Annotated in this window: 23 protein-coding genes and 1 pseudogene; 12 read left to right on the top strand and 12 right to left on the bottom strand. The window is 71.3% G+C overall.

Annotation, left to right across the window (positions count from 1 at the left end):
• Positions 1–173: 173 nt before the first annotated feature.
• A complete protein-coding gene (locus ACZ6ZR_RS34730) occupies positions 174–530 on the top strand; it encodes a hypothetical protein (protein WP_465649351.1) in 357 nt (118 codons plus the stop codon).
• A gap of 65 nt (positions 531–595) precedes the next feature.
• Here ACZ6ZR_RS34730 and ACZ6ZR_RS34735 read toward each other — a convergent pair whose 3' ends face one another.
• Together ACZ6ZR_RS34735 and ACZ6ZR_RS34740 are read right to left on the bottom strand one after the other, a co-directional pair.
• On the bottom strand, positions 596–1,114 hold the full coding sequence (locus ACZ6ZR_RS34735) for an NUDIX domain-containing protein (protein ID WP_465649353.1): 519 nt from the start codon (positions 1,112–1,114) through the stop codon (positions 596–598).
• The gene (locus ACZ6ZR_RS34740) at positions 1,092–2,375 is read right to left on the bottom strand and encodes an XRE family transcriptional regulator (protein WP_465649355.1); all 1,284 of its coding nucleotides are present in this window, start codon (positions 2,373–2,375) and stop codon (positions 1,092–1,094) included. The genes ACZ6ZR_RS34735 and ACZ6ZR_RS34740 overlap by 23 nt, the downstream gene beginning before the upstream one ends.
• 147 nt (positions 2,376–2,522) lie before the next feature.
• On the opposite strand from ACZ6ZR_RS34740, the gene ACZ6ZR_RS34745 reads away from it, so the two are divergent.
• The 5 genes from ACZ6ZR_RS34745 (at position 2,523) to ACZ6ZR_RS34765 (ending at position 5,758) form a co-directional block, all read left to right on the top strand.
• On the top strand, positions 2,523–2,891 hold the full coding sequence (locus ACZ6ZR_RS34745; RefSeq protein ID WP_465649356.1) for a hypothetical protein: 369 nt from the start codon (positions 2,523–2,525) through the stop codon (positions 2,889–2,891).
• Entirely contained in the window at positions 2,888–3,133 is a 246-nt protein-coding gene (locus ACZ6ZR_RS34750) for a hypothetical protein (RefSeq protein WP_465649358.1), read from the top strand. The genes ACZ6ZR_RS34745 and ACZ6ZR_RS34750 overlap by 4 nt, the downstream gene beginning before the upstream one ends.
• A 271-nt stretch (positions 3,134–3,404) precedes the next feature.
• Positions 3,405–3,917: an NUDIX domain-containing protein gene (locus tag ACZ6ZR_RS34755; RefSeq protein ID WP_465649360.1), complete on the top strand. Its 513-nt coding sequence runs from the start codon at positions 3,405–3,407 to the stop codon at positions 3,915–3,917.
• A gap of 504 nt (positions 3,918–4,421) precedes the next feature.
• Positions 4,422–4,574, top strand: coding sequence for a hypothetical protein (locus tag ACZ6ZR_RS34760; RefSeq protein ID WP_465649361.1), 153 nt, complete (start codon positions 4,422–4,424; stop codon positions 4,572–4,574).
• Positions 4,571–5,758, top strand: coding sequence for a methyltransferase domain-containing protein (locus ACZ6ZR_RS34765; protein WP_465649363.1), 1,188 nt, complete (start codon positions 4,571–4,573; stop codon positions 5,756–5,758). The genes ACZ6ZR_RS34760 and ACZ6ZR_RS34765 overlap by 4 nt, the downstream gene beginning before the upstream one ends.
• 69 nt (positions 5,759–5,827) lie before the next feature.
• Here the strand turns inward: ACZ6ZR_RS34765 and ACZ6ZR_RS34770 are convergent, their stop codons facing one another.
• On the bottom strand, positions 5,828–6,181 hold the full coding sequence (locus ACZ6ZR_RS34770) for a winged helix-turn-helix domain-containing protein (protein ID WP_465649365.1): 354 nt from the start codon (positions 6,179–6,181) through the stop codon (positions 5,828–5,830).
• 166 nt (positions 6,182–6,347) lie between these two features.
• On the opposite strand from ACZ6ZR_RS34770, the gene ACZ6ZR_RS34775 reads away from it, so the two are divergent.
• Positions 6,348–6,791, top strand: a complete 444-nt coding sequence (locus ACZ6ZR_RS34775) for a hypothetical protein (RefSeq protein WP_465649367.1) — start codon at positions 6,348–6,350, stop codon at positions 6,789–6,791.
• A 292-nt stretch (positions 6,792–7,083) separates the two neighbouring features.
• Here the strand turns inward: ACZ6ZR_RS34775 and ACZ6ZR_RS34780 are convergent.
• The 4 genes and pseudogenes from ACZ6ZR_RS34780 to ACZ6ZR_RS34795 form a co-directional block, all read right to left on the bottom strand.
• Positions 7,084–7,305: pseudogene (locus tag ACZ6ZR_RS34780) on the bottom strand (thiamine pyrophosphate-binding protein); the annotation flags it as partial.
• Positions 7,306–7,374: 69 nt separating this feature from the next.
• Positions 7,375–9,783 carry a glycoside hydrolase family 65 protein gene (locus tag ACZ6ZR_RS34785; protein WP_465649369.1) on the bottom strand — a complete coding sequence of 803 codons (2,409 nt, stop codon included), beginning with the start codon at positions 9,781–9,783 and terminating at the stop codon, positions 7,375–7,377.
• Positions 9,780–10,535: an HAD family hydrolase gene (locus ACZ6ZR_RS34790; protein WP_465649372.1), complete on the bottom strand. Its 756-nt coding sequence runs from the start codon at positions 10,533–10,535 to the stop codon at positions 9,780–9,782. Before ACZ6ZR_RS34790 ends, ACZ6ZR_RS34785 begins: the two co-directional genes overlap by 4 nt.
• A 106-nt stretch (positions 10,536–10,641) precedes the next feature.
• The gene (locus tag ACZ6ZR_RS34795; protein ID WP_465649374.1) at positions 10,642–11,424 is read right to left on the bottom strand and encodes a VOC family protein; all 783 of its coding nucleotides are present in this window, start codon (positions 11,422–11,424) and stop codon (positions 10,642–10,644) included.
• Between the two features lie 206 nt (positions 11,425–11,630).
• Here ACZ6ZR_RS34795 and ACZ6ZR_RS34800 point away from each other — a divergent pair, with 206 nt between their 5' ends.
• Positions 11,631–12,311, top strand: coding sequence for a VC0807 family protein (locus tag ACZ6ZR_RS34800; protein WP_465649375.1), 681 nt, complete (start codon positions 11,631–11,633; stop codon positions 12,309–12,311).
• An 84-nt stretch (positions 12,312–12,395) separates the two neighbouring features.
• Here the strand turns inward: ACZ6ZR_RS34800 and asnB are convergent, their stop codons facing one another.
• From asnB to ACZ6ZR_RS34820, 4 genes are all read right to left on the bottom strand, one after another.
• On the bottom strand, positions 12,396–14,255 hold the full coding sequence (gene asnB, locus ACZ6ZR_RS34805; RefSeq protein ID WP_465649377.1) for an asparagine synthase (glutamine-hydrolyzing): 1,860 nt from the start codon (positions 14,253–14,255) through the stop codon (positions 12,396–12,398).
• 49 nt (positions 14,256–14,304) lie between these two features.
• A complete protein-coding gene (locus tag ACZ6ZR_RS34810) occupies positions 14,305–14,562 on the bottom strand; it encodes a response regulator transcription factor (protein WP_465649379.1) in 258 nt (85 codons plus the stop codon).
• 204 nt (positions 14,563–14,766) lie between these two features.
• Positions 14,767–15,528: an SDR family NAD(P)-dependent oxidoreductase gene (locus tag ACZ6ZR_RS34815; protein ID WP_465649380.1), complete on the bottom strand. Its 762-nt coding sequence runs from the start codon at positions 15,526–15,528 to the stop codon at positions 14,767–14,769.
• A 114-nt stretch (positions 15,529–15,642) separates the two neighbouring features.
• Entirely contained in the window at positions 15,643–17,037 is a 1,395-nt protein-coding gene (locus ACZ6ZR_RS34820) for an MFS transporter (protein ID WP_465649382.1), read from the bottom strand.
• A gap of 220 nt (positions 17,038–17,257) precedes the next feature.
• Here ACZ6ZR_RS34820 and ACZ6ZR_RS34825 point away from each other — a divergent pair, with 220 nt between their 5' ends.
• Genes ACZ6ZR_RS34825 through ACZ6ZR_RS34840 form a run of 4 tightly spaced genes read left to right on the top strand, consistent with a single transcriptional unit; the run spans position 17,258 to position 21,637 of the window.
• Positions 17,258–17,698 carry an AtaL-like protein gene (locus tag ACZ6ZR_RS34825; protein ID WP_465649384.1) on the top strand — a complete coding sequence of 147 codons (441 nt, stop codon included), beginning with the start codon at positions 17,258–17,260 and terminating at the stop codon, positions 17,696–17,698.
• A gap of 41 nt (positions 17,699–17,739) precedes the next feature.
• On the top strand, positions 17,740–19,356 hold the full coding sequence (locus ACZ6ZR_RS34830) for an FAD-binding oxidoreductase (RefSeq protein WP_465649386.1): 1,617 nt from the start codon (positions 17,740–17,742) through the stop codon (positions 19,354–19,356).
• A 3-nt stretch (positions 19,357–19,359) separates the two neighbouring features.
• A complete protein-coding gene (locus tag ACZ6ZR_RS34835; RefSeq protein ID WP_465649388.1) occupies positions 19,360–21,012 on the top strand; it encodes an FAD-binding oxidoreductase in 1,653 nt (550 codons plus the stop codon).
• 46 nt (positions 21,013–21,058) lie between these two features.
• A complete protein-coding gene (locus ACZ6ZR_RS34840) occupies positions 21,059–21,637 on the top strand; it encodes a TetR/AcrR family transcriptional regulator (RefSeq protein ID WP_465649390.1) in 579 nt (192 codons plus the stop codon).
• A gap of 16 nt (positions 21,638–21,653) precedes the next feature.
• Here ACZ6ZR_RS34840 and ACZ6ZR_RS34845 read toward each other — a convergent pair whose 3' ends face one another.
• Positions 21,654–23,123, bottom strand: coding sequence for an FAD-dependent monooxygenase (locus ACZ6ZR_RS34845; RefSeq protein WP_465649391.1), 1,470 nt, complete (start codon positions 23,121–23,123; stop codon positions 21,654–21,656).
• Between the last annotated feature and the right edge of the window lie 64 nt (positions 23,124–23,187).

The following is a 23,187-nucleotide window of genomic DNA, read 5'->3' on the forward strand; positions in this document are numbered from 1 at the left end:
CCAGCACTGCCCACTGGGCGTCCGTCAGATCTCCCCGAGCCATGGATCAAGATCATCGCATGACCTTGATCCACTTCTGAAACAGGCCCTAGTACTGAACCGTGACGAAATCCGGGCTGGACCAGCCCTAAACAAGGTTGTTCGCACCCGGTTACGTTGCGTAGGGTCATGGGATGTTTGTGCAGGTCAAGGTCGGTTTCCGCGTAGAGGTAGGTGTCCACAATGCAGCCGGACTCGCCGTATGGCGATCATGTCCGAATCTCGATGCTGTTGCTGGGCAAGCCTTCGTCGGAAGCTGGGCGGAGATCCTGACCGCGCTCGAACTCGTCGGCCGCCTGGTCGGCCCGATGGTGCCCGCCGCCGGGGCACATGGCTACCGGGTGACGATCCGCCACGACCTGCCCGCCGGGGTGATGCTCGGCATGGCCGAGTGGGCAAGGTCCAACGAGACCGGCCGCTGGCTCCCCGCCCTCCTCTGGGCCGCCGGGGACCACGGCGCCCCGATCGCGGTGGCCCCGGAGGCAGCCTGATCGCCGGCTCCGCCAGGACGCCGGAGACCCCGCTGCTCCGCGGCAGAGCGGCGGGGCCCTCGGCGTCAGTAGATCGGGTAGCCGCCCTGGAGGTATCGAGCCCGCCCGTCCGCCAGTGCTTCCAGGGCAGCGTCGTAGCGCGGCTGCAACCGGGGGCGGAGTAGTGCCCGTGCAGCCCCAGGCTCCATCATCGCCACCTCCACCAACTCATCGTCATGGGGCCGCAGTTGCGCGGCCTGCGTGTCCGATAGATGCCCAGCATCGAAGATGAACGAGACCTGGTCGTCCCACGGGCCATGTGGCGGCACCCAGTCCACCACCAGCAGTTGGCGCGGCGTTAGGTCGAGCCCGAGCTCCTCCCGTACCTCCCGGCTTCCTGCGTCTGCGGGTGGTTCGTTGGCCTCTGCCATCCCGCCTGGGAGATCCCAATCTGGTTTGTAGGTCGGGTTAACGATCAGTACGCGGCCACTTTGGTCTCGGATGATCATGTCGACGGCAACGCGCTTGCGTGGTTGCTTGGCGTTGCCCTCAGCCAGATACGCGTTCCAGGCTTCCGGATCGTCAGGCGTGGGTGGGGTCCTCAAGGGCGGTTCCTCCCCTTGGCTGTGGCATGAGGTCAGCGAGCAGCAGCGCCCGTGTGCGGCGTGCTTCGTCGAATCGTGCCAGATACTCACGAACAGGGGCGTAGGCGGCGTGCTGGCTGAGCTGAATGCGCAGGTCGTCAAGCTGCCGAACTACACGGACAGATCCCATGGTTGGGCTGGTTGCGAGAAGCTGGACGCTGACTTCCAGAGCAGCATCGAGGTCGCCCTGCCGAACTTGCAGCTCAGCGAGGGTGATCCGACTGAGGGCCAGGGAGCGAGCCCGGCCCTCCTCTCTCAGACTCACTGCCTGCTCGGCGAAGCTGAGCGCTGGTCCAAGACTCCCCAAGTCTCCAAAGACCAAGGCTGATTCACTGGCGAGGGTTGCGCGATCGAAGGGCGAGAGCCATGGGTGCTCATCGTCGGCTCCAAGTTCAAGGGAGGTAGCGGCCTGGTCTAGTGATGCGGTCGCGGATCCGTACTGACCTGTCGCAGCGAGGGCACGGGCGTGCATCGTGTGCAATCGGGCCATGAGGCTCGGAAGGTGGGGGCCGGAACGGGCCAACTCCACCCCGACCACCGCCCAGTGCGCGGCTTCGCCGGGATCGCCGGCCTGTAGCGCAAGGTGGCTGCTACTTGCCGCGACATGAGCAGCCAGCGGTAGATCGCCAGAGGTCCGAGCGAGTGGCAGCGCCTTGGAGAAGTGCGCTGCCGCTAGCCCGTCGTGACCTGAGTCGTGGGCCATCCACCCAGCCATCTCGGTGAGCGCGGCAGCCGCCCCGAACACAGCAGGCCCGGATGCTCCGTCAACCAGACGCGGAGCCACACTGACTGTTAGGTGCCTGACCACAGCGCTGTAGAGGCGTCCACCTCCGGCCTGTCGATCGGCGTTCCGGAAGGCGTCCATCGCCGAGAGGTCATCCGCATCGGCAAGCAGTTCGCCTAGCGGTGCCTGATGTGGCGTCTCGGGTGCTGCCTCCCACGAACGGCGGGCGAGGCCCAACAGGCCGCCGGGGATATGGAAGGCGTCGGCGATCTGCTCGAACATCGAGAGCTTCTCAACCCGAACACGGCCGTTCATGTAGTCGTAGAGCCGTCCTTGGCCGACCCCTGCCGCCGTCGCGATGCGACGCGTGCTGATACCTCGGCTGTTGAGCAGCTTGAACAGTGCCCCCATGTCTCGGGTCCGAAGGATGGACAGCAAGCGTTCATCGCTGAGCATCCCCGACACAACATCGCGCGGGTCCGGTAGTTGCTGGTCCACTGGTTCGCTCCCCTGGCATGGTGCTCCGATCGTAAACCCACCCTGAGTGCGCAGACTCCAACCTGGAGTCACCACCTTGGAGTCCTGGAGACAGGCAGCATCACCGTTGAATTGGCACCAGTCGAGATGCGAGACGCGAGGTGCATCGTGGGTGATTCGTTGTTCTCCTGCATCACACGGGAGCAGCGCAGGCAGGCGCAGCAAGCGCTTGACGAACTGCAAGAAGCGGCGACTGCTGCCGGATGTGCGCTGCCCACGCTGGGAGTTGACCCGGTGGCACGGATCGGCGGAGCGCCGTTGATCGACCTGGGCCGGGCCCGGCCGGACGTGATCATGCGACTTGCCGAGGTCATCCGGGCGGGCACGATCGCTCTCGCAGAGATGCCGCTGACCGCCGAGGAGGTGGCCGCCAAGATCGAGGCCGAGATGGCTCCGGCGTGGGACCGGGCACGGAAGGTTGCCCGAGGCCGAACGAACCTCCGATCCCAGCTCGACCGGTCCCGGCGGTCGGCATGACCCGGGTGACGCTGGTCTCCGGTGTGCTGGTGCTCGGCATCGGCGCGGGACCGGCCGGGGTCGCCCTCGGCATCGCCATGGCGCAGCCGACCAGCGCGCGAAGTTGGGTGCTGTGCTTCGTGGCCCTGTCGCTCGCCATGATCGGTACCGCGTTCGGTCCCGACTGGGCCGAGGGGTGGCAGCGACGACGCCGGGCGCGTGCCGCGCTGGCCCGGGGTGCCTCGGTGAGACCGAACGACTGAACTCCCGTCCCCTGCCTGCGTCCTGGTGCGGCAGGTGCGGACGGGTTGGCCCCGCTGCTGGTGTGAGCAGCAGCGTGCGGGCCGATGGCCCCCGCCGGGGCTCACCGGACTCTCGGGCGGTCCGGCCGGTGGGGGCCACCACCAGACTCCCCGGGGCTGCCGCGTTCCTCTTGGCGGTATCCCTGGGGCTCCAACTCCCGTCCCGGGTGCTCATTCACACCGACGGCCCGGGGCGGGGCCTACACAATCACTACTCCAGTGGGGAACTCCCTTGACGCACAACGAGATTGAGCACGACAAGCAGCCCCGGCGCCGCCTCGGCTGCGTGGTGCTGATCACCCGCGCGGACACCGGGGCCGTGCTCATGGTGCAGACCACGTACAAGGACCGGCCGATCCTGCCCGGTGGCGGCGCGCACGAGGGTGAGCGGATCGCCGACGCTGCGGCGCGGGAACTGTTGGAGGAGACCGGCCTGCGCCGGGACCTGACGCACATTCTCGCGGTCGACCAGATGGAGGCGAACACGGCGACCGGTGCCAACGAGGGTGTGAACGTCGTGCTCGACGGCGGGGTACTGACCGCCGAGGAAGCCGACGGGCTGTCCATCCCGGCCACGGCGCGTGACGAGATCCGAGAGTTGGTGTGGCTCAAGCCGTCGCAGTTCCCCGGCAAGCTCGCCACCTACCAGGCCGACCGCATCGGATACGCGCTCGACGCCCGCGAGGCCGGTCACGGGCTGCCGGTCCTGTTCATCGGCGAGCCGGCGGGAGTCCGCGCCGCATGAGCGACAACGACCAGGCCGCCAAGCCGAAGCAGGCCCCTAAGCCGCCGAAGCAGCAGGACCCGCCGCACCGGTCCGGCAGTTCGACCGTGACCGTCTACCGGGCCTGACACAGACTCCCGGACCGGCGGACGGTTGGGCAGATGCCCCCGCCGGCTCGGGTCCGCTGTTCCCCGATGTGGAGTTCACGCCTGCACACAGGCGCCGTCAGACGTGACCGTGTACTGCGCAGGCCCGTTCTCCCGTCCGCCCGACGGGGTGCCCCCTGGCAGGGGTGAGGAACAGCACCACCGCCCGCTCTGGCCGTACCCCCCTCGGCCAGGGCGGGCGGTACCTCGCACCACTGCACGACCCCGCGCGCCTCCCGCGCCGGGTTCCGTCCACTGTGAGGAGTCACCATCATGGGTACGCCCCCGAAGAACCCGCCGCCCGGCCCCGGGCCGATGCCGCCGGACACGAAGACGGACACCACGCACACCAAGTAGCCACCACCAGGAGGGTATGACCATGGCATGGGGAACGGGTAAGGGCGGAAGTAGCGGCGGCGGATCGGGCGGCAACGACGGCGGAGGAGGCAAGCACGGGGGCAAGAAGGACCCGGGTACCGCCGCCCCGAACCCCGACAGCCAGAAGAGCAAGCCGGAGCCGAAGCACAAGTGACGACCACTCAGCACGACGAGCAGGAGCAGACTGCCGCGCGTAGTCTGCTCCGCTCCATCGCTACCGAACTCGGCCACGACGTGGCCCCCGAGTGGGCTGCGGCAGCCATGGCCGTGCCCCGGACGAAGTTCCTCCCCGATCGGATCTGGCTCGACCACGGTGACGGCCTGGTGCCGTGCGACCGTGCGACGGACCCCGCCGGCTGGGCTGCTGCCGCCTACGCCAATTCCCCGGTCGTGACGCAGGTCAACGACGGGAAGGACCCCGACGGCGAACCGTGGCCGTCGTCTTCCGCCTCGGCCCCGGCGATCGTGTTCCGAATGCTGGAGATGCTCGACCTTCACCCGGGGATGACGGTGGAGGAGGTCGGGACCGGTACCGGGTTGACCGCCGCGTACATGAGTCACCGCGTCGGCGCCGAGAATGTGGTCAGCATCGAGGTCGACCCGCAGGTGACCGCGGTCGCCCGCTCCAACCTGGCAAGCGTCGGCCTAAGCCCCGAGGTGGTCTGTGGAGACGGCACTCGGGGGTGGGGCCTCCGGGCCCCGTACGACCGGATCTCGGCTACCTGCGCCCTGCGGGACATCCCGAGTGCACTGCTCGCGCAGGTCAAGCCCGGCGGGAAGCTCCTCACCCCCTGGGACAACCCCTGGGTCTGCTGGGGCCTACTGCTGCTCGACGTGGCCGAAGACGGCTCTGCGGAAGGGCGATTCAGTCCGCACAGCGCGTTCATGCTCGCCCGAGGGCAGCGCACGGATCTCCGAATCTACCGGGACGTTGTTCGCGACGACCACATGCCGGATGAAGCGGTCACCACCCTTCCCGTGTTCGAGATCGCCGATGACCGGTGGGACCTCGGGTTCACCCTCGGCGTTCACCTCGGCAACGTCTGGAAGACGTGGCACGACGACCCCGACGTTGACGGAGTCGCCCGCCGGCTCTGGCTCGCCACCACCGATGCCAAGTCCTGGGCAGCCGTGGACTGGGCCGGGGAGGGCGCCGAGGGGTTCACCGTCTGGCAGTACGGGCCCCGGCGTCTGTGGGATGAGGTGGCCGAGGCGCACGCCTGGTGGCTCGCCAACGGGCAGCCGGGGCCGGACCGCTTCGGCCTGACCGTCACCCCTGACGGAACGCACCGCTACTGGCTCGACAAGCCGGAGACCGCAGTGCACCCGCACGGCTAAGGCGGGAGACCGGGGTGCGGCGTCTCCTGCGACTACACCCCCCGCCTCCTATGTGCCCTCAGCCCCGTCCTACCGGTCACCACTGGTCGGACGGGGCTCTGCCATCCCCTCAGCAGATACGAGTTTCGTATCTACCCCTGTCCGATAATCGGACGGAGGCTGCCGATCTTCGGACGCTGCCGCGCCCGGCACCACATACGTCCCCCGCCCCCGCAGCGTCTCCACCAGGCCGTCAGCCCGCAGTACGGCGAGGCCCTTGCGCACGGTTTCCCGGGCCACGTTGAAGCGGGCGGCCAGGTCCGGCTCCGACGGCAGGGGGCCGTCCGCCCCGTAGGCCCCGGCCCGGATCTCATCCGCCAGGCGTGCGGCCAGTTGCTCCGCAGTACTCAAGCGGGACCGACGGTCGAAGGGTGGTTCTGCCATGGGGCAAAGCGTAGTCGGGACACGGCAAACCGCAGTAAGCAGACAGGGACTAGACAAGCTGTAGACAAGTAGGAGACAAGTGACCTACGGTGGCGGTGCAAACACAAAACCCCCGGCTCCGGATTAGGGCCGGTGCCGGGGGCAGTCAGCTGGTTAGGAGCCGACAGTGTTCTACGTTATCGCCTATGGGCTGCTCTGGGTTCTCCGGGCCTGGATTCCCCGCCGTCGACCGCGCCGCGCACCCGCGACGACCGCCCGGCCGCCCATCCCGGCTAACGCCGGATACCGATTCCCCGCCTGGCCCCACACCCCCACGCCACCCGAGGATCGGTTCGCCCAGGGCCTCCCCGACGAGTTCGGCACTGACTACCTACGCCCCTACGTGCGGGAGATCCCGGTCGGACCCACCACGGGTAAGAGCCGCCGCTACTACCCCGGCGCCTGGATGCCCGAGCTGGATGCAATGGAGGCGGACTTCCACGCCCGGGAGGCGCAGCGCACAGCGGAGGGCATCGTCACGAGCTGGGCCGCCAGGGCAGGCCTCCCCGACCCCCGCCACTGGCTGGGGGACGCCGTCGACGAGACTGGCTGCCTGGCGGGTGCATGGTGACCGCCTCGGCCGAAGGTGCGCAGCAGGCAGAGGCCCGGCCTATCAAGGGGACCTGTTGCCTGTGCGGCACCGCCACGGACGTGACGGTGGTAGCCCACTCAGAGCGCGCGAGCGCTCCACCACGGCCCCTGTGGGGCTGTGCCGACTGTGCACCGGCCCTTGAGGCAATCATGTCCCGCTAGGCCCCGCAGAGCCCCCGTCAGGACCTCCTGGCGGGGGCTCTGGCGCTTGGTCAACTCCCCTGCTCAAGGCGGCAGATGGGCGACTCCTGATAACATGTAGGCCTGACGGGGATGAGGTGCACGCTGCCCGGGCCGCAGGAGCCCGCGCAGACCGCCAGACGGCCCGTCAGTTCGGCCTCCCCGGCGGCCGCGAAGGCCCCGGCCTCCTCGTTGCGGACGTGCACCCACTCGATGCCCTCGGTCCGCCGGATCGCGTCCACCACCGGGTTGAGGCTGTCCCCCACCACCCCGTAGACCCGCTCCACCCCGGCCTCCCGGAGCACCTCCACCATCTGCTCGGCCACGCTGCTGCCCACAGGTTCACCCGCTCTCGTCGGACGGTACGTCAGGGACCCGCGCGGCTATTCGGCCGCGAGGTGGGTGGAGGGCTCGACGCCGCTGCCGACGGCCGGGCCGGCGCTCTGCTGGCGGCGGGCCGGTTCGCGGCCGGGGGGCTGGACGCAGCGTTCGACGGGGGTGGGGACGGCCATCGGGCGGGAGGCGGGGCGGCCGGGTTCGACGCGTAGGGGTTCGCCCTCGTGCAGGACGGTCATCGGGTTGCCCCGGCGCAGGGTGTAGGTGGTGCGGGTGTGGGTGATCTCGACGTGCAGCAGGTTGCCCCGGACCACCATGGCGAAGGCCAGGCGGCGCAGGCCGGCGGGCAGCCGGGGGCGGAAGGAGAGGTGTTCGGCGTGGTCGCGCAGGCCGCCGAAGCCGGCCACCAGGGCCAGGCAGGCGCCGGCCAGCGAGGCCATGTGGAGGCCGTCGCGGGTGTTGCCGCCGAGGTCGTGGAGGTCCATCAGGGCGGCTTCGGCGGTGTAGTCGTAGGCCAGGTCGAGCTGGCCCACCTCGGCCGCGATGACCGCCTGGGTGCAGGCGGAGAGCGAGGAGTCACGGACCGTCAGGCGCTCGTAGTAGGCGAAGTTGCGGGCCTTCTGCTCGTCGGTGAAGGCGTCCCCGCGCACCTGCATGGCCAGCACCAGGTCGGCCTGCTTGACCACCTGCTTCCGGTACAGGTCGAAGTACGGGTAGTGCAGCAGCAGCGGGTACTTCTCCGGCGGGGTGGCGTCGAAGTCCCAGAACTGGTGGTCGGTGAAGCCGTCGGCCTGCGGGTGCACGCCGAGCTTCTCGTCGTAGGGGATGTACATGGCCCGGGCGGCGTCCCGCCAGGCGGCGGTCTCCTCGGTGCCGACGCCGAGCGCGGCGGCCTCCACCTGGTGGCGGGCGGCGGCCTCGGCGGCGGCGCGCAGGTTGGTCTGCGCCATCAGGTTGGTGAAGACGTTGTTGTCGGCCACCGCGCTGTACTCGTCCGGGCCGGTGACGCCCTCGATCCGGAACCGCCCGGCCGCGTCGTGGTGGCCGAGCGAGCGCCACATCCGGGCCGTCTCCACCAGCAGCTCCAGGCCGTGGGTGCGTTCGAACTCCACGTCCCCGGTGGCCCGTACGTAGCGGGCCACCGCGACGGCGATGTCGGCGCCGATGTGGAAGGCGGCGGTGCCGGCCGGCCAGTAGCCGGAGCACTCCTCACCGCGGATCGTCCGCCAGGGGAACACCGCTCCGGCCAGGCCGAGTTGGGCCGCCCGGTCGCGGGCCAGCGGGAGGGTGGTGTGCCGCCAGCGCAGGGCCTGCTTGACCGCCTCGGGCAGGCAGTAGGTGAGCACCGGGAGGACGAAGGTCTCGGTGTCCCAGAAGCTGTGCCCGTCGTAGCCGGGGCCGGTCAACCCCTTGGCGGGGATGGCCCGTTCCTCGCTCCGGGCACCGGCCTGGAGGACGTGGAAGAGGGCGAACCGGACGGCCTGCTGGAGCTCCACGTCCCCCTCGATCTGGACGTCGCTGGTCTCCCAGAACTCCCGTAGGTAGTCCCGTTGTTCGGCCACCAGCCCGTTCCAGCCGGTGTACCGCGCGGCGGTCAGCGCGGCCTCCACCTGGTCCCGGACGGCGGGCAGCGAACGGGTCGCGGACCAGCCGTAGGCGGTGAACTTGGTGAGCCGCAGCTCCTCCCCGGGCTTCAGCACGGTGGTGACGCTGATCCGGGCCTGGTCCTCCTCGCACTCGCCGATGACGTCGAAGCCGTCGGGGCCCTCGATCACGTGGTCCATCCCGACCGCCACCCGCTGGCCGCTGTACCGGGTGCGGTGCACCAGCACCGCCTTCGTCCCGGAGGCCGAGGCCGCCTCGGCGATCAGCGGGGCCTCCAGCACGGCGGCGGCCCTCGGGTCGGCCTCCTGGCCGCCGGGCAGCTGCTCGTTGGCCACCAGCTCGGACTGGAGCACGATCCGCACCGGCCCGTCCACGGCGGTCACCCGGTAGTCCACCGAGGCGACCGCCCGCTGGGTCAGCGAGACCAACCGGGTGGAGACCACCTTGACGGTCCGTCCGGCCGGGGAGGTCCACTCCGCCTCGCGCCGCAGCAGTCCGTCCCGGAAGTCCAACCGGCGCTGGTGGCTGCGGAGTTCGCCGTAGCGCAGGTCGAAGGGCTCGTCGTCGACCAGCAGCCGGATGATCTTCCCGTTGGTGACGTTGATGACGCTCTGGCCGGACTCGGGGTAGCCGTAGCCGCCCTCCGCGTAGGGCAGCGGGCGCAGCTCGAAGACGCCGTTCAGGTAGGTGCCGGGCAGGCCGTGCGGCTCGCCCTCGTCGAGGTTGGCGCGCAGGCCGATGTGGCCGTTGGAGAGTGCGAAGAGCGACTCGGAGCGGGCCATCGCGGCCAGGTCGAGGCCGGTCTCCAGGACGCCCCAGGGGTCGACGGCGAAGCTGCTGTGCGCGGTCATCCGTGGTCCTCCTGCGTCGGGATCAGCTCGGCCAGGTCGTCCACCACCAGGTCGGCGCCGTGCTCGCGCAGCGCGTCGGCCTGCCCCGTGCGGTTCACCCCGACCACGGTGCCGAAACCTCCGGCCCGGCCGGCCGCGACCCCGGCCAGCGCGTCCTCGAAGACGGCGGCCCGTCCCGGCTCGGTGCCCAGCGCCTTCGCGGCGGCCAGGTAGGTGTCGGGGGCGGGCTTGCCCGGCAGGTGGTCCCGCTGGGCCGCCAGGCCGTCCACCACCACGTCGAAGAGGCCGTCGATGCCGGCCGCGCGCAGCACGTCCCGGCAGTTGGCGCTGGAGGAGACCACGGCCCGGGGCAGGCCGAGCGCGGCCAGCCGGTGCAGGTACGCCACCGAGCCCTGGTAGGGCTGCACGCCCTGCTCCTCGATCAGGCGCAGCACGGTCTCGTTCTTGGCGTTGCCCAGCCCGGCCACGGTGCGGGTGCCGGGCGGGTCGTCCGGGGTGCCCTCGGGGAGGGTGATGCCGCGGGCCGCCAGGAAGGTGCGGGTGCCGTCGAGTCTCGGGCGGCCGTCCACGTAGGTGTCGTAGTCGGCGACGGGGTCGAAGGGCACGAAGGCGGCGCCGGTGCGGCCGGCCTCCTCGCGCAGGAAGGCGTCGAACATGTCCTTCCAGGCGGCCGCGTGCACCTTGGCCGTCTGGGTCAGCACGCCGTCGAGGTCGAACAGGAACGCATGGATGTGGTCCGGAAGCCCCAGCATGGCTGTCAGTCTGGCCCGAATGACACGGGAAACCGCCCATTCGCGGCGTTTCTGGCGCGTCGCGAACGGGCGGTGTCCGGATCCGGTCGCCCGGCCCGACGGTCCGTCACATCGGGTTGGGCTTCAGCAGGGCGAAGACCGCGCCGTCCCGGTCCTGCACCAGCGCGTTGCGGCCCCACGGGTAGTCGGTGGGCGGCTCCAGCACGGTGCCGCCGGCCTTGACCAGGGCGTCCACGGTGGAGTCGGTGTCGTCCACGCCGAAGTAGGTGCGCCAGTGCGGCGGCGTCCCGGGCGGGTCGCCCGCCAGCGTGGTGACGCCGCCGCTGCTCTTGCCGTTGACGTTGAACGACAGGTACTCGGGCATCTGCTCCATCGGGGCGATCTGTACCCCGAAGACGGCGTTGTAGAACACCCCGGCCGCGTCCGGCGCGGGCGTGCGCAGCTCGTTCCAGACCACCGCCCCGGCCTCGCCCCAGACGCCCGCGCCCTGGAACTCCAGCGCCTGCCAGACCCCGAACACCGCACCGGTCGGGTCGGCCGCCACCAGCATCCGGCCGATGGTGCCGACGTCCATCACCGGGAAGATCACCGTCCCGCCGTTGTCCCCGATCGCGGTCAGGGTGGCGTCCGCGTCGTCGGTGGACAGGTAGGTGGTCCAGTTCGGCGGCACCGGCGGCTGCCCGGGCTCCGTCGGCACCGGCCCCATCACCCCGGCCACCGGCCGGCCGTTCAGGTCGCAGACCGCGTACCCGCCGAACTCCTCCGGCCCGACCTGCCCCTGCCACCCGAGCAGGTCCCGGTAGAAGTCCAACGCCGCCTGCTGGTCCTTCGACGTCAGGTCCACCCAACAGGGCGTCCCGACCGCATACGGTTCCGTCACCTCGACCATCCGCACATCTCCTCTCCAGAGCCGACCCCCGCGCCCCACCCTCACCGCCCCGCGTGAGTGGCGCCACCGGAGCCGGGCCGCCCGTGGCGGGGCGTCGTGACATCCGTCATGCGGTTTCACCAACGGGTGGCACTGCCTCAGGGGGCTTGCCGGGCGGGATTCTTGAGGGGTCGGAGAGTGGCGGGCGCGGACAACGGGGAGTGGTCATGGCGGTCATCGAGGGCACGAAGGTCCAGCAGCAGCAGGTGCAGGGCGGGAACGCGTGGGCGGGGCTGAAGCCGCTGGTGGTGGATGTGGCGGTGCCGCTGGGGACGTACTACCTGGCGCACTCGGTGCTGGGGGTGGGGCTGGTGGCCTCGCTGGCGGTGGCGAGTGCGGTGCCGGTGGTGCGGACGGTGGCGGGGCTGCTGCGGGACGGGCGGGTGAACGCGCTGGCGGTGGTGATGCTGGTGGCGAACGTGGCCGGGATCGTACTGTCGATGATGTCGGGGGACGCCCGGCTGATGATGGTCAAGGACGCGCTGCTGAGCAGTGTGGTCGGCGGCTCGATGATCGTGACGGCGCTGCTCGGGCGGCCGCTGATGACGGCGGGGATGAAGCCCTTCGTCGTGAAGGGGCGGGCCGAGCGGGAGGCGGCCTGGGAGCGGCTGATGGCCGGCTCGGCCGCGTTCCGGCGGGACGAGCGGAGCTTCTCGCTGGCCTGGGGCTCGGTGCTGGTGGCGGAGTGCGCGGCCAAGGCGGTCCTCGCCTACGTGCTGCCGGTGGAGACCATGGTCTGGCTGGGCACCGTGATGCTGGTGGTCGCGATCGTGCTGGGCTGCGTGGCCGGCAACCGCTTCGCGGAGCGGATGGCCAAGCGGGTCATCGCCGAGGCCGGGCGGGTCTGAGCGAGTCCGAGCCGGAGGACGGAGCGGGTCCGGACCACCCACGGGGGTGGTGGTCCGGACCCGCTCACACGTGTTGACGCCGCGTCAGAGTTCGACGGTCACCTGGTAGTCGGTGACCCAGGTGTCGAACTCGATCAGCCGCTCCAGCACGGCGCGGGCGCTCCACGGGCCGCCCATCGCGTAGGAGCCGACCGGCCGGTCCAGCAGTTTGCGGACGTCCTGCTCGTCGACGATCCGGAAGACCGGGGCGCCGGGCACCAGGATCTCCGACACCCTTTCGCGCAGGGCGATTTCGTAGCCCCGGTCCTGGGTGGAGGGGTACGGGTTCTTCTTGCGGTCCAGCACCTCGTCGGGCAGCAGGCCGCGCATCGCGGCGCGGAGCAGGCTCTTCTCCCGGCCGTCGAAGCTCTTGAACGCCCACGGGGTGTTGTAGACGTACTCGACCAGCCGGTGGTCGGTGAACGGCACCCGGACCTCCAGGCTGACCGCCATGCTCATCCGGTCCTTCCGGTCGAGCAGGAAGTTCTCCCAGCGGGTGAGGTTGAGGTAGGTCAACTCCCGCATCCGGGCCTCGAGTCCGGTCTCGCCGGGAAGCCTCGGCACCTCGGCGAGGGCGTCCTGGTAGCGCTGCTTGACGTACTCGGTGAGGCCGAGCCGGTCCCAGAGGCCGACCTCGCGCAGGGCGCCGATGCCGCCGGCCTGCTCGAAGGGGTGGTGCCAGGGGAAGGTGTCGCCCTCGACGGCGCCCGGGTCGTGGAACCAGGTGTAGCCGCCGAAGAGTTCGTCCGCGGCCTCGCCGGAGAGGGCGACCGTCATCCGCTCCTTCAGGGCCCGGCAGAGCAGCAGCAGCGAGTACTCCATGTCGCCGGTGGAGACCGGCAGGTCCTGGGCCCGGAGCACCTGGGCGCGGACGTCCTGGTCCAGCACGTCGGCGCTGTCCAGCTCCACGACGATGTGCTCGGCGCCGACGTGCTCGGCCACCTGGACCGCGAACGGGGTGTCCGGGTCGGCCCACTGGACGTTCTTGGTGAAGCGCTGCTCGTGGCCGGTGAAGTCCACCGAGAAGGCCCGGATCGGCTCGGTGACGCCCTGCTTGGCCAGCGCCCGGGCCGCGAGCGCGGTGACGGCGCTGGAGTCCAGGCCGCCGGAGAGCAGGGTGCCGACGGTGACGTCGGCGACCAACTGCCGCTCCACGATGTCCTCCAGGAGGCCGCGCACGGTGGCGACGGTGGTCTCCAGGTCGTCGGTGTGCGGGGTGGCCGTCAGCTCCCAGTAGGCCGACTCGGTGCGGCCGGCCCGGGAGAACTTCAGCACGGTGGCGGGCAGCACCTCGTACATGCCCTTGAAGACCGCGTGGCCGGGCGTCTTGACGATGGAGAAGACCTCCCGGAGGCCGTCGGCGTCCACCACGGCCTCGGCCTCGGGGTGGGCCAGGATCGCCTTGGGCTCGGAGCCGAACAGCACGCCGTCCGCGGTCGGGTAGTAGTAGAGCGGCTTGACGCCCATCCGGTCCCGGACCAGCAGCAGTTCCTCGGTGCGGGCGTCCCAGATGACGAAGGCGTAGATGCCGTTCAGCCGCTCCGCGAAGGCCTCGCCCCACTCCAGGTAGGCGTGCAGCACCACCTCGGTGTCGCTGGTGGTGCGGAACTCGTGGCCCAGGCCGGACAGTTCGTCCCGCAGCTCGCGGAAGTTGTAGACCTCGCCGGTGTAGCTCAGCACCACCTGCTCGCCGGGTGCCGCGGCGTCCCCGACCGTCATCGGCTGACGGCCGCCCTCCAGGTCGATGATGGCCAGCCGGCGGTGGCCCATCTGGGCGTGCGGCGCGCTCCACAACCCGCCCGCGTCCGGCCCCCGGCACACCATCGTCTCGGTCATCGCCTCCGCGATTCCCGTCTCCGCGGAAATGTCGCGTCCGAAGCACACCCAACCGGCCAGACCGCACATCGGCAGTCCTCCTCATCCTCAGAATTGGTCCCGCGTAGGCAATTCACGTTCAGGAGACGGTCACCGCGTCGTTGAGCAGAACGTGGCGGGTGAGCTGCACCCGGGAGGCCACGCCGAGTTTCGCGAACGCGTGCCGCAGGTGCGAGTCGACCGTGTGCGGCGAGACCACCAACTCCTGTGCCACCGCGCGGTTGCTCAGGCCGAGGGCGACCAGCCTGGCCACCCTGAGCTCGGCCGGGGTGAGCGACGGCCAGCCGTGCCGCGCGCGGGCCGGGCGGGCCCGGCGTCCGTTGTCCTTGGTCTTCACGATCGCTCTTCCCCCGTTTTCCCGGCGGTATCCGACACCTGAATCCTGCCGGTCGGGAGAATGCCGGACAAGGCGCTCCGGGTCATACCGTTAGGTGCTCGAAATGTGGTCAGGTGAGGACGAACTACGTCAGGTCGAAAGGGAAATGCGAATGCGGAGGGAGCGCGTGCTCCCTCCGCATTCGCGAATACCGGTGACGTGGCGTCAGGCGGTGGCGCCGCCGTCGATGACGTGGTCGTGGCCGACCACGAAGCTGGCGTCGTCGGAGGCCAGCCAGAGCACCGCCTTGGCGATCTCCGCCGGGTCGGCGACCCGGCCCAGCGGGACGGTCGGCGCGAGGCGGGCGTCGCGCTGCTCGCGGGTCTCGCCCGGCAGGTAGGACATCGGGGTGTCGATCGGGCCGGGGCTGATCGAGTTGATCCGGACGCCGTGCTGGATCGCTTCCAGCGCGGCGGTCTTGGTCAGGTAGGAGACGCCGGCCTTGGAGGTGGAGTACGCCGCCATGTTGGCCAGCCGCCAGTGGGCGCCCAGGTTGGAGGCGGTGTTGACGATGGCGCCGCCGCCGTTGGCGCTCATGTGGGCGATCTGGTGCTTGAGGGCGAAGAACACGCCGGTCAGGTTGACCGCGATGGAGTCGTGCCAGGCCTGCTCGTCGTGCTCGGCGATCGGGGTGCCGCCGCGGAGGATGCCGGCGTTGTTGAAGGCCACGTGCAGGCCGCCGTGGTGGGTGACGGCGTGCTGCACCGCGGCGGCCAGCGAGGCGGAGTCGGCGACGTCGACCAGCACGCCGCTGGCCTTGCCGCCCTCCTCCTCGATCAGCTTCACGGTCTCGTTGACGCCGTCCTCGTTGCGGTCGGCGACCACCACGGTGGCGCCCTCCCGGGCGAAGGCCAGGGCGGCGGTGCGGCCGACGACACCGGCGGCTCCGGTGACCATGACGACCTTGTCGGTGAAGCGAGCGGACATGGGAACACTCCTTGGGTTGGTTGCGCCGGGGGCGCGGGGCTCTGCTGATGTGCGGCTCCGCCGCGGGGCGTGCAGGGGTACGGCAGCACGTGCAACTGGCTGACGTGCCCCGATCTAGCGGTGGTCCGCCTTCCGTACTCGCGCAGTTCCTCGCGCCCCTAGCAGTGCCAGGGCGGAGGCCACCGCGAGGGTGGCTGCGGCGAGGAGGAAGGCGAAGGCGTAGCCGGAGGAGACCGCGGCCGGGGAGGGGGCGGCGCCGGCGTGGGCGGCGGCGAGGGGGACCAGGACGGCGAGGCCGATGGGGGGGCCGATCTCCATCGCGGTGTTCATCACGCCGCCGGCCAGGCCGGCCTGGTGGGGCGGGGCGTCGCTGACCGACCAGACCGTGGCGCTGGAGAAGGTGAGGCCGGCCCCGACCGGGAAGAGCACGACCCCGATCAGCAGCGGGCCGAGGTAGGAGCTGTCGGCAGTGATCCCGCCGAGCACCGCGAGGCCCAGCGCGGAGACCGCGAGCCCGGCGGAGGTGACGCCGGCGGGGGCGTAGCGGGCCAGTGCCCGGCCGGCCAGCGAACCGGCCAGCATGACCGCCAGGGCCGGCGGGACGAAGGCCGCCGAGGTGGCCAGGGTCGAGTAGCCGAGCACCTGTTGGAAGTAGAGCGCGAGGACGAAGAAGTAGGTGGCCATGCAGGCGGCGGTCAGCGCGATCGCCGCCAGGGCGGCCAGCCGGCGGGGCGAGGCCAGGAAGGAGGGCGGCACCAGCGGGCTGGAGCCACGGAGCTGGGTGAGCCCGAAGGCGGCCAGCAGGACGATCCCGACCACGATCCACAGGCTGTGGACTTCGGTCAGACCGTAGATCAGGGTGGCCAGGCCGGCGGTGGCGAGCACCGCGCCGGGCAGGTCGAGCCGTTCGCGGCGGGGGCCCGGCCCGGGCGGCAGCACCCGGGGGGCGGCGAGCACCACCACGGCGGCCACCGCGGCGGGGGCCACGAAGGTCCACCGCCAGGAGACCCAGTGCAGCACCACGCCGGAGACGATGTTCCCCGCGCTGGCCCCGATGGAGGCCAGTACTCCCCAGACGGCGAGCGCCCGTCCGCGCCGCTCGGCGGCCGGGAAGACCGAGCCGAGCAGGGCCATCGCGGCCGGTGCGGCGGCCGCCGCACCGACGCCCTGGCCGAACCGGGCCGCCACCAGCAGCGCCAGGTTCGGCGCGGCGGCGGCCAGCGCCGAGGCCAGTCCGAAGACCAGCACTCCGGCGGTGAACACCCGGCGGTGGCCGAGCAGGTCGGCCAGCCGGCCGCCGAGTAACAGCAGGCCGCCGAAGGAGAGGCTGTACGCCGAGATGGCGAGCACCAAGTCCGTTTCGGTGAGGCCGAGTTCGGCCTGGATCGCGGGCAGCGCGACCGTGATCACGGTGATCGTGGCGATCAGCACCACCTGCACCGTACCCAGCAGCGCGAACGCGGCCCGCTGCCGTAAGACCGGTGGCCCGACGGCCAGGTCCGCAGCCATGACACCCCTCCAGCTCTTCTAGACCGATCGTTCCAGATAGAGTCCAGTTGCCTGGATCTCGGCTGTTCCTGAACCGTAGCAGTTCAAGAACGCTTGGTCCAGATAGAACAATTATCGCCCCTCCGAGGGGCTTAAGGGATCACGTGAACGGGTGATGACCTCGGCTCGTCCGGCGCCGCAGACTCGGCATCGCAGAGCCGGACGAGAGAGGCGGAACGCCGTGAACCAGTTCAGCTGGACCCTCCAAGTCGACCTCACCGACCAGCAGTTGTGGGACGGCCTGGTGCACAAGTCGGAGCATCCGAGCTCCTACGTCCCGGCCGTCACCGGCTGCCGGGTGCTGGAGCGGTTCGAGGGCGGCTTCCTGCGCGAGATCACCGTCCGGGACGAGGTGACGGTGCGGGAACGGGTCACCTTCCACGCCGGCGAGCGGGTGGTCTTCCGGCCGCTGGACGACCCCGCCATCGAGGAGATCGTCAACGAGCAGGGCCACGGCCCCGACGGCCGGCCCACCCTGACGCTGCGGGTGACGCTCTCGCCCGAGGGCGTGGCCAAGGCCGAGTCCACCCGCTACTTCCGGCACGAGACCGAGCGGTACTTCTCCGACACCCTGACCTTCATGGTCGAGGGCCTGGAGAGCCGCTACCGGGTCAACTCCTGACTACCCCAGACCTTTTCGGAACGACAAGAGGTGTGACAGCAATGGCCGGCTACTCCCGCCGCAGATTCATCAGAGACACCGCGCTGGTCACCGGCGCCGCGGCAACCCTGCCCGCGCTCCTGCCCGAGGCGGCCTCCGCCACCGAGGACACCGAGACCGGGCTGGGCTCGGTGGTGACGGTCCGTCCGGGCGACCGTCGGTACGCCGACCTCAGCTGGGGCGCCAACCGCCGCTGGGTGGGCACCCCCGACTACGTGCACCTGGTCTCCTCCGACGCCCAGGTGGTGGCCGCCGTGCAGAGCGCGGTGGACACCGGCCGGGGCATCGCCGTGCGCAGCGGCGGCCACTGCTACGAGGACTTCGTCACCAACGCGAACGTCCGCGTGGTGATCGACATGTCCAACCTCAACAAGGTCTCCTACGACGCCGTCCGCCGGGTCTTCGCGGTGGAGGCGGGGGCCAGACTGGGCGAGGTCTACCGCGGCCTGTACAAGGGCTGGGGCGTCACCCTGCCCGGCGGCAGCTGCCCGGGCGTCGGGGCCGGCGGCCACATAGCCGGCGGCGGCTACGGGCCGCTCTCCCGGCTGCACGGACTGACGGTGGATCACCTGTGGGGCGTGGAGGTCGTGGTGGTGGACTCCACCGGCACCGCCCGCAAGGTGGTGGCCACCAGAGAGCCCAATGACCCCAACAGGGAGCTGTGGTGGGCCCACACCGGCGGAGGCGGGGGTTCCTTCGGCGTGGTGCTGCGCTACCTGCTGCGGTCGCCCGACCCGGTCTCGACGCTGCCGGCCGACCAGCTGCCCAAGCCGCCCTCCGAGGTGATCGTGGCGGACGTCAGCTGGAGCTGGGCCACCATGACCCAGGCCGGCTTCACCCGGATCCTGCGCAACTTCGGCCTCTGGCACGAGCAGAACAGCTCGGCCACCTCGCCGTACGCCTCGCTCTTCTCCCAGCTCAAGCCGCAGCACAAGTCGGCCGGTTCGTTCTCGCTGACCGCGCAGATCGACGCCTCGGTGCCGAACGCGGCCGCGCTGATGGACTCCTTCCTGGCGGCGGTGAACGAGGGCTCCGGCCAGACCTACCGGGTGAACGACCGGCGCACCATCTCCTGGCTGCACGCGGTGACCCAGTGGCCCGGCTTCACCGGCACCGACACCACCACCCGCTTCAAGGCGAAGTCCTCGTACATGAGGAAGGGCTTCACCGACGCCAACCTGGCCGCCTTCTGGCAGCACATGACCCGCACCGACCACACGCACCCGGTCTCGCTGGTGATGATCACCTCCTTCGGCGGCCGGACCAACACCGTCGACACCGCGGCCACCGCGACCCCGCAGCGGGACTCGGTGCTCAAGCTGCACTTCGTCAGCTTCTGGACCGACCCGGCCCAGGACGCGGCCAACGCGGGCTGGGTGCGCGGCCTCTACCAAGACGTCTACGCGGCCAGCGGCGGGGTGCCCGCGCTCAACGCGTACACCGACGGCTGCTTCATCAACTACGCCGACGCCGACCTGGCCGACCCGGCGCTCAACACCTCCGGGATCGCCTGGTCCGAGCTGTACTTCAAGTCCGGCTACCGGCGGCTCCAGCTGGCCAAGGCGCAGTACGACCCGAAGAACGTCTTCAAGCACTCCCTCTCGATCAAGGCGGTGTGACGGATGAGCCGAATCTCCCGGCGCGGTGTGCTGGCGGGCGGCGGAGCGGCGGTGGCGGTGGGCCTGACCGGCCTGCCGGCCGGCGCCGCCGAGACGGGCGAACAGGGGCGCGGCTTCGGCGCGGTGACGGTCCGTCCGGGCGACCAGCGCTACCCGGACCTGGTGCGCGGGATGAACCAGCGCTGGTCCGCCCGCCCCGAGGCGGTGCACCTGATCGACTCCACCGAGCGCGCGGTGCAGGCCGTGCAGCAGGCCGTCCGGGCCGGCAAGCGGATCTCGGTGCGCAGCGGCGGCCACTGCTACGAGGACTTCGTCTACCACCCCGACGCCCAGGTGATCCTGGACCTCTCGGAGTTCACCGAGGTCTCCTGGGACCCGCAGCGCTCGGCCTTCGCCGTGCAGGCGGGCGCCACCCTGCTGCACGTCTACGAGCGGATGTACAAGGCCTACGGGGTGATCGTGCCGGCCGGGGTCTGCTACTCGGTCGGCGCGGGCGGCCACGTGGCGGGCGGCGGCTGGGGCCTGCTGGCCCGTCAGCACGGGCTGGCGGCGGACCACCTGTACGCGGTGGAGGTGGTGGTGGTGGACGCGGCCGGCACCGCCCGCGCGGTGGTGGCCACCCGGGAGCCGAACGACCCCCACCGGGAGCTCTGGTGGGCCCACACCGGCGGTGGCGGCGGCTCCTTCGGGATCGTCACCCGGTACTGGTTCCGCTCCCCCGGGGCCACCGGCTCCGACCCGGCCGGGGTGCTGCCCAGGCCGCCGTCCGAGGTCTTCCTGAGCGCGGTCTCCTGGGACTGGGCCCGGCTGACCGAGGCCTCGTTCTCCCGGCTGGTGCAGAACTACGCGGACTGGCACCTGGCGCACGCCGCCTCGGGCACCCCGTACGACGCGCTGTTCACCAACCTCAACCTGCACCACCGCTCCAACGGGCAGATCAGCCTGCTCACCCAGGTCGACGCCACCCGGCCGGACGCCCGGCAGCTGCTGGACGCCTTCCTGGCCGACCTGACCCGGGGCGTGGACGTGCCCACCGGGGCCGTCACCGCCCCGGCCGGGGAGCACGGGCCGATGCCCGAGTTCGCCGCGCCGACCAGGCTGCCCTGGCTCCAGGCCACCCGCTTCCTGGGCACCACCAACACCATGCTGGTGGACCCGACGCTGCGCGGCGAGCAGAAGTCCGCGTACATGCGGGCCCGCTTCCCGGAGCAGCAACTGCGGGCGCTCTGGCGGCAGTTGAACCGGACCGACTTCTCCAACCCGTACGGCATGGTGCTGCTCAGCTCCTACGGCGCCAAGGTCAACGACCTGGCCCCGTCGGCCAGCGCCAGCGTGCACCGGGACTCGGTCTTCAAGCTCCTGTTCCAGAGCTACTGGGGCTCACCGGCGGACGACGCGGCCAACATCGGCTGGGTGCGGGACTTCTACCGGGACGTCTACGCCGAGACCGGCGGGGTGCCGGTGCCGAACCGGGTCACCGACGGCTGCTACATCGGGTACCCGGACATCGACCTCTCGGACCCGGCGCAGAACACCTCCGGGGTGCCGTGGACCACGCTCTACTGGGGCGACAACTACGGCCGGCTGCAGCGGGTGAAGGCGGCCTACGACCCGCGCGACGTGTTCCGGCACGGGCAGTCGGTGCGGCTTCCCTGAGCCCGCTACTGGACCGAACGGTCTCGAATCACTTACGGTCGGAGTCATGGCGAGGACCAAGGAGTTCGATCCGGACAGCGTGCTGGTCCAGGCGATGGACCTGTTCTGGGAGCGCGGCTACGAGGCCACGTCGATGGCCGACCTGGTCGAGCACCTGGGCATCGCCCGGGCCAGCATCTACGGGACCTTCGGCAGCAAGCACGACCTCTACCTGAGCGCCCTCAAGCGCTACCTGGAGAGCCGGGAGACCGGGTTCGTCGGGGCACTGTCCCAGCCGGGCCCGGCGCTCCCGGCCGTCCGGGCGCTGGTGGAGAGCTGGGTGCACGAGGCCTTGCACGACCCCGAGCAGCGCGGCTGCCTGGTGGTCAACGCGGCCGTCGAACTCTCCTCCCGGGACCCGGTGGTGGCCGCCCAGGTGGAGCGGAGCTGGACGGTCCTGGAGACCGCCCTCACCTCCGCGCTGGTCCGCGCGCACGCCCAGGGCGAGCTGGCGGAGTCCAAGGACCCCTACGCGCTGGCCCGCTTCCTGCTGGTGCTGCTCCAGGGCATCCGGGTGATCGCCCGGGCCGCCCCCGACCGGGTCCGGATCCGGGCCGCCGCCGACCAGGCGCTCTCGCTGCTCTGATCCGCCGTCAGGCCGCTCAGGCCGGCCCGGCCTCGCCGAACCAGCGGGCCAGGGCGGTGGTGAGCGGGGCCGGGGAGGCCGAGCTCCAGGCTGCGTAGCCGTCGGGGCGGACCAGCAGGGCGGTCAGCTCGGTGTCCAGGGCGGCGGTCACGGTGGTGACCCGGTCGCCCCACGGGGCGGCCGCGGCGCGCAGGGCCGGGTCGTCGGCCAGGTCCAGCAGGACCGGGCGGGCCGGGTGGAGCAGGGCGGCCAGCTCGGTGGCCGAGCCGTCGGCGAGCTTGAGCGGGAGGTCGGGGACGAACTGGCCGGCCAGCGGATCGCCGCGGTCGGCCGGGTAGGTGGCGGCGGTGCCGGAGACCAGGCCGGAGAGGTAGTGGTTGACCTCCTCGGCCCGCATCAGCCGGCCGAACAGCTCGCGCAGCGGGTCCACCGCCGGGTCCGGGTTCATCAGGGCGACCTGCGCCCGGACGTTCCAGAGCACCTCGGCCGCCACCGGGTGGCGCTCCTCGTGGTAGCTGTCCAGCAGGCCCTCGGGGGCCCAGCCCGCCACCGCCCCAGCCAGCTTCCAGCCGAGGTTCACCACGTCCTGGAGCCCGGTGTTCAGGCCCTGGCCGCCGGCCGGGAAGTGCACGTGCGCGGCGTCCCCGGCCAGCAGCACCCGGCCGGACCGGTACCGCTCGGCCTGGAGCGCGGCGTCGGAGAAGCGGCTGAGCCAGCGCGGCTCGTCCATCTCCACCGTCTGCCCGGTGATCCGCTCGGCCTCGCCGCGCAGCTCCGCCAGGGTGACCGGCGCCTGCCGGTCGGCGGCCGGGCCGCGGAAGTCGTAGGTGCCGATCCGGCTGTGGCCGGCCGGGTCGACCCAGAAGATGGTCCAGCCGCGCTCGGTGCGCTGCCAGCCCGCCGGGGCCAGCTCGGGGCGGCGCAGCCGGACCTCGCCCATCAGGCAGGACATGGTGGCGGGGGTGCCGGTGAAAGCGATCCCGGCCGCCTTGCGGACCGTGCTGCGGGCCCCGTCGCAGCCCACCACCCAGGCGGCGTCCAGGAGTTCGCCGTCATCCAGGGCAAGGGTGACCCGGTCGCCGTGGTCGGTCAGGCCGGCCACCCGGGCGCCGCGCCGGATCACCGCGCCGAGGTGCTCCGCCCGGTCGGCGAAGACCTGCTCGGCATGGGCCTGCGGGCTGCCGACCAGGGCCGGGCCCTCCTCCACCACCGCGGCGAGGTCCAGCCCGAAGATCCCGCCGAAGTGGAACGGGGCGCGAGCCTGGCGCCGGTAGCCGCCGGTGCGGCGGCCCGGCTGGACGGCGTCCAGCAGGCCGCGCCGGTGCAGGGTCTGGGCGGTCCGGGCGTGCAGCGTCCCGGCCTTGGACTCCCCGGTGGGGCTGGGCAGTTGCTCCAGCACCAGGACCCGCACCCCGTGCAGGGCGAGCTCTCCGGCGAGCAGCATGCCGACCGGGCCACCGCCCACGATCGCGACGTCAACGGCCATGGTTCGGTGCTCCACGGGTCACTCGGTACGGATACGACGGACTTCCCCGATCCTCCGGCCGACG

This window comes from Kitasatospora sp. NPDC088742 (assembly GCF_055584905.1).

What these genes read in the sequence shown, in the direction of transcription:
- ACZ6ZR_RS34730 (WP_465649351.1), top strand. Translation starts at nt 174, where the DNA reads ATGTTTGTGCAGGTCAAGGTCGGTTTCCGCGTAGAGGTAGGTGTCCAC.
- ACZ6ZR_RS34750 (WP_465649358.1), top strand. Translation starts at nt 2,888, where the DNA reads ATGACCCGGGTGACGCTGGTCTCCGGTGTGCTGGTGCTCGGCATCGGC.
- ACZ6ZR_RS34760 (WP_465649361.1), top strand. Translation starts at nt 4,422, where the DNA reads ATGGCATGGGGAACGGGTAAGGGCGGAAGTAGCGGCGGCGGATCGGGC.
- ACZ6ZR_RS34770 (WP_465649365.1), bottom strand. Translation starts at nt 6,181, where the DNA reads ATGGCAGAACCACCCTTCGACCGTCGGTCCCGCTTGAGTACTGCGGAG.
- ACZ6ZR_RS34785 (WP_465649369.1), bottom strand. Translation starts at nt 9,783, where the DNA reads ATGACCGCGCACAGCAGCTTCGCCGTCGACCCCTGGGGCGTCCTGGAG.
- ACZ6ZR_RS34790 (WP_465649372.1), bottom strand. Translation starts at nt 10,535, where the DNA reads ATGCTGGGGCTTCCGGACCACATCCATGCGTTCCTGTTCGACCTCGAC.
- ACZ6ZR_RS34795 (WP_465649374.1), bottom strand. Translation starts at nt 11,424, where the DNA reads ATGGTCGAGGTGACGGAACCGTATGCGGTCGGGACGCCCTGTTGGGTG.
- ACZ6ZR_RS34800 (WP_465649375.1), top strand. Translation starts at nt 11,631, where the DNA reads ATGGCGGTCATCGAGGGCACGAAGGTCCAGCAGCAGCAGGTGCAGGGC.
- asnB (WP_465649377.1), bottom strand. Translation starts at nt 14,255, where the DNA reads ATGTGCGGTCTGGCCGGTTGGGTGTGCTTCGGACGCGACATTTCCGCG.
- ACZ6ZR_RS34815 (WP_465649380.1), bottom strand. Translation starts at nt 15,528, where the DNA reads ATGTCCGCTCGCTTCACCGACAAGGTCGTCATGGTCACCGGAGCCGCC.
- ACZ6ZR_RS34820 (WP_465649382.1), bottom strand. Translation starts at nt 17,037, where the DNA reads ATGGCTGCGGACCTGGCCGTCGGGCCACCGGTCTTACGGCAGCGGGCC.
- ACZ6ZR_RS34830 (WP_465649386.1), top strand. Translation starts at nt 17,740, where the DNA reads ATGGCCGGCTACTCCCGCCGCAGATTCATCAGAGACACCGCGCTGGTC.
- ACZ6ZR_RS34835 (WP_465649388.1), top strand. Translation starts at nt 19,360, where the DNA reads ATGAGCCGAATCTCCCGGCGCGGTGTGCTGGCGGGCGGCGGAGCGGCG.
- ACZ6ZR_RS34840 (WP_465649390.1), top strand. Translation starts at nt 21,059, where the DNA reads ATGGCGAGGACCAAGGAGTTCGATCCGGACAGCGTGCTGGTCCAGGCG.
- ACZ6ZR_RS34845 (WP_465649391.1), bottom strand. Translation starts at nt 23,123, where the DNA reads ATGGCCGTTGACGTCGCGATCGTGGGCGGTGGCCCGGTCGGCATGCTG.